Below are 11,112 nucleotides of genomic sequence, written 5' to 3' on the forward strand. Positions count from 1 at the left end.
TACAGTATATGGAGAGGTGAATTCAAGGCAAGAATATGCCGATTTTGCGGAAATGGATTGGGAAGTTTGAGTAACCCCCCCCAAAAATGGGACGAGGCGGAATATCCTGGGAGAGGAAGAATCCACCTATATAATTGGTGATATCACCTAAACAATTGGTATATTAGGAATATGTTAGCGATACTCTTCTGTTCTGAACTAAGGGAGAAAATCCTCCTGTACCTCGAAGAATGCGGGGAAGCGTACAGCTCGGAACTCGCGAAAAATTTCGCCGCCAGCCTGTTCGCGGTGCAGAGCCAATTGAAGAAGCTGGAAGAGGCCGGCATCCTGGTCAGCCGCAACGCCGGAAAAACGCGGATGTTCTCCATAAATCCCAGGTACTTCCTGAAAGCCGAATTGATCGCTCTGCTAAAAAAGAACCTGGAAGCGATTCCGGAAAAGGAAATCCGGGAATACTATAGGCCCCGGCGACGGCCGCGCCGAAGCGGAAAGCCGCCATGAAAAAGAAGATGGGATTGGAGGCAATGGCCCAGTACGCGTATAGCGGGTTGAAGAAAGCAGGAATCGACGTAACGCTCTCCGGAGGCGCCTGCGTATCCATCTACACGGACAACGCGTACCAATCCGGCGATCTCGATTTCATCCGGCAGCTGCACGATGGATTCGAAAAGGTGTCCAGCGTTATGGAAGGACTCGGATTCGAACGGGAGGGACGGCATTTCACGCATCCCGATAGCGGATTCTTCGTTGAGTTTCCGCCACCGCCCATCTCGGTAGGCAACGAGCCTCCCCGCTCCATCGTGGAAAACGTCTTGAAAACGGACTTAGGGGAAATGCCCGTGAAAATGCTTTCCCCCACCGATTGCGTGAAGGATAGGCTCTGCGGGTATTTCTACTGGAACGATCTCCAATGCCTGGAACAGGCGATGATGGTCGCCGTCGCGCGGGGGGAAGACCTGGACATGAAAGAGCTGAAGCGTTGGGCGCGCCAGGGAGGCATGTTGGAGCGCTTTTCGACATTCCAGGAACGGTTACGGAAGCAGCAGCCCGGAAAAGGAAGAAAAAGAGGCAAATAAATTGGTAGGATAGCCAACAGTGGCGATGCGATAAGCGTTAGATTTAACTTGCGCCGCACCTCTCATCCGGGAGACCCTCCATGCTTCCATCCTTCCGTTCCTTGAAGACGTTCTCATTGTCCTTGGCCCTGGCCTGCGCCGGGGCCCACGCATGGGATTGGGTCCCTTCAAATAAACAAGGGGCCCAAATCGCCAACGTCTACTATGGCGTGGACGACGTTCCGAATAGTTACGGGGGCAGAGAAACAGTCCTCAAGCTGACCCTGCAAGGGGTAGGCCAGTTCGAATACTATGGCGGTGACTACCAACAGGTCCTCGCCATATTCCAATCCCTGGTCCAAGCCAAGGGCGACAGCCTGCCCGTGATCCTGTATGCCGATACGTCAAGCCACCTTTTCGGTGCCGTCTTGATCGGAACCGTCGATCCGGATTTCCCCTTGGCCCTGGGCGATGCGAACGGCCGGCAAGGAGCGCAGGCGAAAATAGGGATGGGATACGACCTGCTGGGCCGCAACCGCTCCCTGGCCGAAGCCGCCCGGGCGCCCCTTTTCATCCGCCCCGCTGCGCAAGGAAACTCCCGCCGACCGGCGCGCTGAGAAACCGAAGCCCGGCGTCCTCTCCAGGAAACCTGTCCCGATAGCGGCTCCCGCCGGAACTTGACTGGGACAAGCGTAAAGGATTCTTTCAGGAGAAGCGCTGCCCGCCAGGGGGAATCCCATGCTCCGATTTCACCGCCTCAAGGTTGCGACATTCGTCGCGGCCGTTTTGCCCCCTTTCGCTTATTCCGACGTGGAAACCTTGATCCTCCAAATCGGCAAGGACCAGCTGGGCCTGGACACCGTGATCATCCGGGCCGAGTACGGGAAGTCCCCGGAGATCGATCCGCCGGACGGGAGCAAGTGGGCGGATCTGGAGAAAGATTCCGCGTGGACGGATAGCGTCGGCCGTCATTACGTCTATAAGCATTCCTTCGCGGCGACCCTCGGCTCCCGCAAAGGGTTCGGCAGCGACTACGCCAGCGTGGATGACAACGGGACCGGAACGCCAACGTACTCCGCAAGCGTGCAGTTCACCTTCCCGGGGGACACGACCCTCCTGTATGCCTGGGGACCGACGGTCCATATGGGCAGACTTCCCAATGCGCACCCCTATAGCGAAACCGAATTCGTCTCCGGTTATCCTCAGCATGGAACGGTCACCCTGCGCGCCGGAAGCGGAGACGCAAACCTGGCCGAGGGCCAATGGACGCAGCTTCTGACCCGCAGAAGGGAACGGCCGGATTCGACGAACAAGCCGGTGGCCTTTCCCGGCAAGGAAACCCTTCGCCTGCAAATCGGGAAAGGGAAACAGATCCTGGATACGGTGGTCGTTTGGACCCAATATGACGCGCCGCCGGAAATAGCGGAGCCGACCGGAAGGAAGTGGAGCGACCTGGAAAAGGATTCCGCCTGGAGCGACGCGCAGGGATGGAACCTGCGCTATGCCCATTCCTTCCTGGCCATGAAGGGATCGCGCAAAGGGTATGGCACCGACTTCATCTACCTTCTCGATAACCCGGAGGATTTCTCCGGCGCGCCACATTACACGGCGAGCCTGAGCCTCAGCTTTCCGGGGGACACCTCCGAGACTTATTCGTGGGAACCGGAGCATATGGTGGATGTGCCCCAAGCGTACCCCTATGAGAAGAGCGGCCTTATCGCGGGTAGCCAAAGCTACGCGGATTTATTCAAGACCGTCGTCAACGGCAGCGAGAACCTGGCCGAAGGACAATGGGCCCTGGTCCTCGCCCGCGAGCCAGGTTGGATCGATTACCAATCCAAGGTGCTTCCGCGCCCATCGCATGACAGCGGGCGGTCGGAAGGCTGGCTGGTCAACTGGATTCCCGGCGCGCGGCTGCAAGTGCCCCCGGGCGCAAGGGCCTTACGCATCTTCGACGTCCAGGGCCACGTGCAATTCGAAACCGCAAACCTCCGGGAAGGAAGCGAAGTGTCCCTGCCGGGAGACGTGCCCCGGAAGGCCCTGCGCATCCAGTGGCGGACCGGGCCGGGCTAAGGTCTGCATCCTCGGAAAAACCCTATCTTTAGGCCGACCGCAAGGAAGGGATCCCGACATGAAGACCACCGAACAAACCATCCTCGTCACCGGCGGCGCCTCGGGCATCGGCCTCGCGCTCGTCGAGCGCTTCCTGTCCGCCGGCAACACCGTCATCGCCGTCGGGCGGCGGCGCGACAAGCTGGAAGAGGCCAAGGCCAAGCATCCGGCCCTGCACGTGCGGGCCTGCGACGTGGCCGATCCCGCGCAACGCGTCGTCCTGCGCGATTGGGCGGTGAAGGAATTCCCGCGATTGAACGTGCTGATCAACAACGCCGGCGTCCAGCAGCGCGTGGACCTGCGCGCGCCGCAGGATTGGGAAGCCCTGCGCGCCGAACTCGCAATCAACCTGGACGCGCCCATCCACTTGGCCAACTTGTTCGCGGCGCATTTCCTGAAGCAGCCCCAAGCCGCTATCGTCAACGTCACCTCCGGTCTGTCCTTCTCGCCCCTCGCCAACGTGCCGGTCTACAGCGCCACCAAGGCGGCCCTGCGATCCTTCACCCTCTCCTTACGGCATCAGTTAGCGGGTACGCCAATCGAGGTGGTCGAAATCATCCCGCCCGCGGTGGACACCGATCTGGGCGGGCCCGGGCTGCATACCTTCGGGGCGCCCCTGAAGGATTTCACCGACGGCATCTGGAAGCAGCTGGAAGAGGGGAAGCAAGAAGCCGCTTACGGATTCGCGGCGGAAGCGGCGCGCGCCGGGCGGGAGCAGCTGGATGCGATTTTCAATCGCATGAACCGGCATTAGCAGCAGTAGCGCCACCGAAGGCGGCGAAGCCCCTTCCGCATCCTTCTCGTTCAAGAGATGTGCTATTTTTAACGGCACCATATGGGATTCTTCGATCCGATTTCAAATCCCGGGGCTTGGCGCCCCATCTCCCGCGAAGAGGCCCTGCGCCTGCGTGACGGCGGCAATGTAATGGTGGTGCACTCCGGGCCAGGCTTCCCGGTGGCCCTGCCCTTCGGCCCGGACTCCCCCTTCTCATTGTCCAGCGGCCCCTACGACTACGCATCCTTAAGGTATTTCGTCGCGAACGGACTGGCCGCTCCCATGCTCGTCACGAAGGGCCGGACGGCTCCCCCGCCTTCCCGGAAAGCGAAGGATGAGGCGGATGCCGCCGAAGAGGCTCCGCCCGAACAGGAGGCCGAAGAGCCGCCCAAGAAAATCCCTACCATCCGCATCGTCAAGCTCGATTGCGAATGCTTCGCGCCGATGGAGGAGACCGTTCTCGTCCAATTCTCCATCGACGGGGACGTCTCGCTGGCCGAATCCATCCATTTGCGGGTCGAATCGGAAGCCAAGCCGGGCCAATACCTCGTGGAACGGAAGCTGGATGTGGAACCCAAGGCCAGCGGAACGTTCCAGTGGGACGGACAGGTGACCGACGGCGCCTATCCCGGCTGCCTGAATCCGTCCGGCTCGCCCTACCAGGTCCAACTGGGCCTGGCCGCCGGGGGGTCGCCTGTTTTCACCAATAAAGTTGGTATAAAAGTGGAACTGGTCCAGACCGAGCTGGCGGTAGGCGACCCCGCGGGGATGGGGGAAGACGACGGGCGGGGCAATAAGGAGATGATGGCCCTGCTGAAGGACGAGCTCAAGAAGACTCCGGACCAGGCGACCATCCGTTTGCCGGGATCGTTCTTCAAGGACGGCCTTAATGAGATGGAATCCAGCGCCTCATTCACGGTTTACGGGGAACGCCTCAAGGAAGGCTTGGGTGTTCCACTCTTCGTCACGCTATGGGTGAAGGGCAAGGACGGTAAGCGCAAGCGCGCGCCTAAGGCCGTGGCGGGCACGCGCATCCTATGGGACGCTGTTCCCGATGACGAGGGAGGACTGGACGCGAACCTATCGGACCGCGGCGTGCATCCCCAGGCGAAGAAGTTCCTGAAAGGGATAGGTGCGTATAAGCAGGACAAGACCGAACCTAAGGGTCATACGGCCCATTGGGAATTGGGAGGCATCCGGGCAGTCGAACAGGCCCGCAAGTCGGGACGGGAACAGTGGGGAAACCTGGATGGGGCCTGGAGCGGCGAAGCGTTGAAAAAGCGGACGTGGGGCGGGCGGAGCCTATGCGGCAAGGCCGGCGAGGCCACCGCCGACAGCGGGATGCTTTATTTCAACGGCCGCATCGCCGGGGACAGGTACCGCGTTTCCGTATACGCCGATCTGGATGGTTCCTTGGACGATAAGGAACCGGACCTGGCCAAGGTGGTTCCCGCCGAGCGGAAGTCCAAGGTCGTGGCCTTGCGGAATTGGCGCGACGTGCGCATCACCGCTTCCTATAAGATCGGCGCCTCCACCACGCCCCTCTCCTTCGATGGCCCGAATCGGGAATACCGGAAAGCGGCGCTGTCGGTGGTGCCGAATCCGGGGCTTATCCCCGTCGATATCAAGGACAAATGGAAGGCGGCTTATCAGGCAACGGTGAAGAGTACGAACGAATCATTCGTTCGGGACGCGGCGCTGGACGATCCCGGTCTTTATCCGGTCCGCTATCTTGATCCCGAAGATTATTGGCAGAAGACGAATACGGACGCCGGCTTTTTCGGGAAGATCTGGCATCGGATCAAGGCCTTCTTCGGGGCCACGAATGAATCAGATTACCGGAAAAAATGCGATAAGTTCGCATATGTCATCTATTCCAAAGCCGTTAGGAATATACAGCTCGGCAAGGATGGATTGACTTGCATCAAGTTCGGGGCGAGAGGGGATCATAATCAGTGGAAGGATTCCTACACTGTGGGCATCGCTCCCTCCATTGGCGGCTATACGAACCGGACCCAGGCGGTGTTATTGATTTTCCACGAGGGGCACCCCGATGGGACCGTCATCCACGAAATGGGTCATAACCTGTTTTTGCCCCATGCTCCCGGGCATTGGGAACCAGGGAAAAACCCGGACGGATTCAAACCGCTCCTGCATGATCGCTCCCAGATCTGCATCATGTCCTATCATCCCAGCGCTCAATTCCTGTGCGGCTTATGCATGTTGCGTTTGGCAGGGTGGAACCATGGCTCCATCAACAATGATGGCACGGTATTCGACCTGATGGATTTGGAATGAGACTCCGGTCCCTCGCAAGATTCACATGGGCCGCCGGTTGCCTGGGGATCGCCCTTACCCATTGCCAAGAAGGACCTCGAAAGATGGAACTCCATACGCCCATGACCCGGCCCCCGCGCTATGCGGAATTTTCCATCCAGGAGACGAGCACGGGGTTGAATGAATTCATCCATGTTTTCCGGGACCTCAGCGGAAACCTGCGTACCCGGACTTTCTTCGAGAAGGCCAATCATGGGGGTGAGGTGGACTCTTTCGATGCGGTAGATTGGAAGGAGAAAGTGCCGGATGGCGTGCCCCTGCGCGGGTCCAACGGCGGCGCCGGAAGCGGGGCCATCCCGAATTATTGGGTCGCCTGGCAGGAGCCGGGAACCCTCAAGGCCCTGTCCATCTACCAGGAAAATCCGCTCTCACTACCGATGGAACCGCAGGATAGCCTCGTCGATGGACCGGTAGTGGGGTTGGACGGAAAGCTGCACGTATACTTCCTGCGAAAAGCCCCGAATGGGTATGACCTTTGGGAGCATGTTTTCATGGGGGAAGCGAAAAAGAAGGGGCAGGCCGCGACCGCCAAGCTGGCCTTCATCGCAGGGGACCCTCTTTATATCCGCGCCGACCCCATCGCCCGGCTTGAGGGATTCAAGGAGGGAGAATACAAGTCCGAAGTCGCCGGTATCGCCGTGATCGGATGGCTCACCCGGGACGGCTCGGGTATGCGCGCCCATGGCGCCTGGCTGGAGGCCGCCGGCGTCAAGTTGTTCGCTTCCGATCCGATCGCCGGGTATGCGCCTTTCCCGAATCAGCGTATCGGTATCTGGGCCAATCCCGATAGCAGCCGGCTGCACTTGGCCTGGATCATGGGCCGCACCGACAGCGACACCTTGCGATCGACGGAGTGGACGGTATGGGCGAAGACGGAGGTCCAGAATATCCGCATCGACTCGCGCGGCCTAGGCGGATCGAAGGTCCATGCGGTGGCCTGCGTCATCCGTCGCACCGATTATTCCCCGGAAACGTATTCCTATTACCTGACCAAGACCGGCAGGCTCTACGAGCAGGAGCGGATGGATACCCGGAAAATCAAGGAAGGCGTCCCCCTCGACTACGATTTCCCCATCTACGCATCTTTCCAGGGCCCCTGGGAAGCCCGCGTGGACACCCATGGCGCGGTCTATTTCGCGGCGCCCTCCTGGGAAAACCAATAAAAATGGCCCGCGCAGGCGCTTCAAAATCCGGCTCCAAGGACAAGCTCGCCGCCGCCGAAGCCGCCTTGCGCAAGGCAGGCATGGCCTTCCCGGAAGTCACCGAGGACTTCCCTTGGGGCCATCGCGCGCTCAAGGTGAAGGGAAAAGCCTTCGTATTCATGAGTAATGAGGACGGCTCGTTCGGCCTGTCGGTGAAATTGCCTCAATCCGCGGACTTCGCCCTGATGCAACCCTTCGCCAAGCCCACGGGATACGGACTTGGGAAAGCAAATTGGGTCAGCGCTTCATTTACGCGCAAGGACGCAGTTCCCGTGCCCCTATTAATCGCTTGGCTCGCGGAAAGCTATCGCGCCATCGCCCCGAAAAGGCTCGCCGACCTCCAATACCCCTGATCTCGCCATTCCGGCACTTCACGGACCTTTTGTCGGGCCCTCTGACCGCCTATCTTAAGGACTAGCGGGACATCCGCGTCCCGCGACGGGGAGGACTTATGTCCAAGCAATCCACGCACCGTCCGCATCCGAAAAAGACCGCCGGGCCGCGCAAACACGAGGGCCAGGGCGGTTCCCGACATGGTTACCAATCAAGCAATGAAATCGAGGATATGGAGATCTTCGACGACGATCCGGGCAAGCGGCCCAGCGATGACGGTAAGCATGACGCGAAATCCATTGACGATAACGGTTATCGCGAGCGAAAATGAGGGCACCCATCCCGGTGCCGAATGCGCGAATTGCGATATTACCTGGAGCTTACCGATGCCGAGCATCGGGACGAAGCCCCCATTTCCTTCACGGTCGCCGAGACCTTGCTCCGAGGCATGGACTGGAAGCTTAACGAGCCTGACGCGTCCCCGGAGGCCGAGCCGCGCGCGCCTTTCATGCTTTTCCTGGACGAGAGCGAATCGTTCTTCATGCTTATGCCCGAGGAAGACGGATTGCGCGTGACTTCCCGGGTCATCGACAAGTGGAACCTCCTCGGCATGATGCAACGGGACAAGTCCTTCACCCTCAATTTCGGCGTGGTTCCGTTGGAAGACGCCTTGGTCCTGCTGAAGTTGTTCTACGAAGACAATTACCCGGCCTTACGGGCCTTGGAAAAACGCATGGCCTGAGCCGCCCGACTCGCTTCGTGTCGCCCGGCCCGCCCCCCTACCGGTTACGGATCGGTTCCCGGGTGGTTCCCGCTGTACATTTGAACAGTAATGTCTAGATTATAAGGCCATGATCGCCACGGTCCGCCCTCCCGATGCCTTGGCCGCCTTCCATCCGGCCATCGCGGCCTGGTTCCGCGAACGTCTCGGCGAGCCGACCCCGGTGCAGGAACGCGCCTGGGAAGCCATCCGCGGCGGCACGCATACCCTCATCGCAGCGCCTACGGGCTCGGGCAAAACCCTGGCCGCCTTCCTCACCATCCTCAACGACTTGATCACGCAAGGCTGCGCGGGCGAACTCGAACGCGCGACTACGGTGCTCTACGTGTCGCCGCTCAAAGCCTTGAGCAACGACGTGGAGAAGAACCTGAACCGCCCGTTGCAGGAGATCCAAGAGGCGTTGTTCCAGAGCGAACTCCGCGAAGTGGACATCCGCGTCGCCGTGCGCACGGGCGACACCTCCGCGGGCGAACGCGCGGCCATGGTGAAGTCTAATCCGCATATCCTCATCACCACTCCCGAATCGCTGTTCCTATTGCTCACGAGCCAGCGCGGGCGCGAGATGCTCAAGCGCGTACGCACGGTCATCATCGACGAAATCCACGCCCTGGTGGGCGAGAAGCGCGGCGCCCATCTGGCCCTGTCGCTGGAACGCTTGCGCGACTTGACCGGCGGGAATCCCGTCCGCATCGGCCTGTCGGCCACGCAGAAGCCCATCGAAACCGTGGCCGACTTCCTCACCGCCGGCGAACCCTGCGCCATCATCGATACCGGGCATCGCCGCAAGCTGGACGTCCAGGTCGAAATGCCCGCGTCGCCCTTGACCGCGGTGATGGCGAACGAGGTATGGGACGAAGTGTATGGGCGCGTCGAGCAACTGATCGGCGAGCACAAGACCACCCTCATCTTCGTGAATACGCGCCGCCTGGCCGAACGCATGGCCTATCGCCTGAGCCAAACCCTGGGCGAAGACAAGGTCGCCGCCCACCACGGCAGCCTTTCCCGGGAACGGCGCTTCACCGCCGAGCAGCGCCTCAAGAACGGGCAACTGCGGGCCCTGGTGGCCACCGCCTCCCTGGAGCTCGGCATCGACATCGGATCCGTAGAACTCGTGATCCAGATCGCGTGCCCGCGTTCCATCGCCGCCTTCCTGCAACGCGTGGGCCGCGCCGGACATGCCGTGGACGGCACTCCCAAGGGCCGCCTGTTCCCTTTGACGCGGGACGAACTTATCGAAGCCGCCGCCCTGCTGGATGCGGTCCGGCTCGGCGAGCTCGACGTCCTGAAGGTCCCGGAGAAGCCGCTCGACATCCTGGCCCAGCAGATCGTGGCCGAAACCGCCTGCCGGGAATGGTCCGGATCCGATCTGTACGCCCTCTGCCGCCGCGCCTATCCGTACCGCGATCTGGCCCGCGCCGAATTCGACGAGATCGTCGCCATGCTTTCGGAAGGCTTCACCACGCGGCGCGGGCGACGGGGGGCCCACGTGCATCGGGACGGCGTGAACGATCGCCTGCGCGGGCGGCAAGGCGCGCGCCTCACGGCCCTGACCAACGGCGGCGCCATCCCGGACACCTTCGACATCGAGGTGCGCCTGGATCCGGGCAACGTGATCCTGGGCTCGGTCAACGAGGACTTCGCCATCGACAGCACGCCGGGGGACATCTTCCTGCTCGGGAACAACAGCTGGCAGATCATCCGCCTGGAGGGCATGGTGATGCGCGTGTCCGACGCCCATGGCCAGCCGCCCACGCTTCCCTTCTGGCTGGGCGAAGCGCCCGGACGCAGCGAGGCTTTCTCCCGGGCCGTCTCGCGCGTGCGCGTAGAGATTTCCGATCGCTTGGGAGATATCACGGTATTGCAGGCCGCCGTGGAGGCGCAAGGCTCGGGCCCGGGCGTCCCGTGGAAGCGCTCCGCCTTGGAATGGCTCGTCGGCGAGTTGGGCCTTTGCGAAGCCGGCGCGGAACAGCTCATCGATTACCTCGCCTCGGCGAAGCTGGCCCTGGGGGTGATGCCCAGCGTAAGCACCTTGGTGTTGGAACGCTTCTTCGACGACGCGGGCGATATGCATATGGTGCTGCATGCGCCCTTCGGCAGCCGCGTGAACCGTGCTTGGGGCCTTTCCTTGCGCAAGCGCTTCTGCCGCAAGTTCAATTTCGAGTTGCAGGCCGCCGCCACCGAGGAAGGGCTCATCCTGTCCTTGGGCGCCACCCACAGCTTTCCGCTGGACGAGGTGTTCCAGTACTTGCGTTCGGGATCGGTGCGGCACATCCTGATCCAAGCTCTTTTGGACGCGCCCATGTTCGAGGTGCGCTGGCGCTGGAACGCCACGCGCGCCCTGGCCCTGGTCCGCAACCGCAACGGCAAGAAGGTCCCGCCGCAATTGCAGCGCATGGCCGCCGAGGATCTGGTGGCCCTGGTCTTCCCCGATCAACGCGCCTGCTTCGAGAACATCCAGGGCGAGCGCGAGATTCCCGATCATCCCCTGGTGCGGCAAACCATCGGCGATTGCCTGAC

At 61.2% G+C, this 11,112-nt stretch carries 11 protein-coding genes; all 11 read left to right on the plus strand.

Annotated features, from left to right (window positions below; translation table 11 throughout):
• The first annotated feature begins 171 nt into the window (after window positions 1-171).
• Window positions 172-501, plus strand: coding sequence for a winged helix-turn-helix transcriptional regulator (locus tag JF616_21740; GenBank protein ID MBW8890385.1), 330 nt, complete (start codon window positions 172-174; stop codon window positions 499-501).
• Complete coding sequence (locus tag JF616_21745; protein ID MBW8890386.1) at window positions 498-1,076, plus strand: hypothetical protein; 579 nt, start codon at window positions 498-500, stop codon at window positions 1,074-1,076. The genes JF616_21740 and JF616_21745 overlap by 4 nt, the downstream gene beginning before the upstream one ends.
• A gap of 80 nt (window positions 1,077-1,156) precedes the next feature.
• Complete coding sequence (locus JF616_21750; GenBank protein ID MBW8890387.1) at window positions 1,157-1,672, plus strand: hypothetical protein; 516 nt, start codon at window positions 1,157-1,159, stop codon at window positions 1,670-1,672.
• A gap of 121 nt (window positions 1,673-1,793) precedes the next feature.
• On the plus strand, window positions 1,794-3,128 hold the full coding sequence (locus tag JF616_21755; protein ID MBW8890388.1) for a hypothetical protein: 1,335 nt from the start codon (window positions 1,794-1,796) through the stop codon (window positions 3,126-3,128).
• Window positions 3,129-3,186: 58 nt separating this feature from the next.
• Window positions 3,187-3,921: an SDR family NAD(P)-dependent oxidoreductase gene (locus JF616_21760; protein MBW8890389.1), complete on the plus strand. Its 735-nt coding sequence runs from the start codon at window positions 3,187-3,189 to the stop codon at window positions 3,919-3,921.
• An 81-nt stretch (window positions 3,922-4,002) separates the two neighbouring features.
• On the plus strand, window positions 4,003-6,240 hold the full coding sequence (locus JF616_21765) for a hypothetical protein (GenBank protein MBW8890390.1): 2,238 nt from the start codon (window positions 4,003-4,005) through the stop codon (window positions 6,238-6,240).
• Window positions 6,241-6,323: 83 nt separating this feature from the next.
• Entirely contained in the window at window positions 6,324-7,442 is a 1,119-nt protein-coding gene (locus JF616_21770; GenBank protein ID MBW8890391.1) for a hypothetical protein, read from the plus strand.
• 2 nt (window positions 7,443-7,444) lie between these two features.
• Window positions 7,445-7,834, plus strand: a complete 390-nt coding sequence (locus JF616_21775; GenBank protein MBW8890392.1) for an MmcQ/YjbR family DNA-binding protein — start codon at window positions 7,445-7,447, stop codon at window positions 7,832-7,834.
• Between the two features lie 98 nt (window positions 7,835-7,932).
• Window positions 7,933-8,145 (plus strand): hypothetical protein, encoded by a 213-nt coding sequence (locus JF616_21780; GenBank protein MBW8890393.1) that lies wholly within the window; start codon window positions 7,933-7,935, stop codon window positions 8,143-8,145.
• 21 nt (window positions 8,146-8,166) lie between these two features.
• Window positions 8,167-8,556, plus strand: a complete 390-nt coding sequence (locus JF616_21785; GenBank protein ID MBW8890394.1) for a hypothetical protein — start codon at window positions 8,167-8,169, stop codon at window positions 8,554-8,556.
• Between the two features lie 109 nt (window positions 8,557-8,665).
• Window positions 8,666-11,112, plus strand: a 2,447-nt coding sequence (locus tag JF616_21790) for a DEAD/DEAH box helicase (protein MBW8890395.1), incomplete at its 3' end; no start/stop codon positions are given.

The sequence above is a fragment of the Fibrobacterota bacterium genome, assembly GCA_019509785.1.
Taxonomy (GTDB): Bacteria; Fibrobacterota; Fibrobacteria; order UBA11236; family UBA11236; genus Chersky-265.

Bases quoted from the DNA above. Each gene is read 5' to 3' on its own strand.
- JF616_21740 (MBW8890385.1), top strand. From the start codon at position 172: ATGTTAGCGATACTCTTCTGTTCTGAACTAAGGGAGAAAATCCTCCTG.
- JF616_21745 (MBW8890386.1), top strand. From the start codon at position 498: ATGAAAAAGAAGATGGGATTGGAGGCAATGGCCCAGTACGCGTATAGC.
- JF616_21750 (MBW8890387.1), top strand. From the start codon at position 1,157: ATGCTTCCATCCTTCCGTTCCTTGAAGACGTTCTCATTGTCCTTGGCC.
- JF616_21755 (MBW8890388.1), top strand. From the start codon at position 1,794: ATGCTCCGATTTCACCGCCTCAAGGTTGCGACATTCGTCGCGGCCGTT.
- JF616_21760 (MBW8890389.1), top strand. From the start codon at position 3,187: ATGAAGACCACCGAACAAACCATCCTCGTCACCGGCGGCGCCTCGGGC.
- JF616_21765 (MBW8890390.1), top strand. From the start codon at position 4,003: ATGGGATTCTTCGATCCGATTTCAAATCCCGGGGCTTGGCGCCCCATC.
- JF616_21770 (MBW8890391.1), top strand. From the start codon at position 6,324: ATGGAACTCCATACGCCCATGACCCGGCCCCCGCGCTATGCGGAATTT.
- JF616_21775 (MBW8890392.1), top strand. From the start codon at position 7,445: ATGGCCCGCGCAGGCGCTTCAAAATCCGGCTCCAAGGACAAGCTCGCC.
- JF616_21780 (MBW8890393.1), top strand. From the start codon at position 7,933: ATGTCCAAGCAATCCACGCACCGTCCGCATCCGAAAAAGACCGCCGGG.
- JF616_21785 (MBW8890394.1), top strand. From the start codon at position 8,167: ATGCGCGAATTGCGATATTACCTGGAGCTTACCGATGCCGAGCATCGG.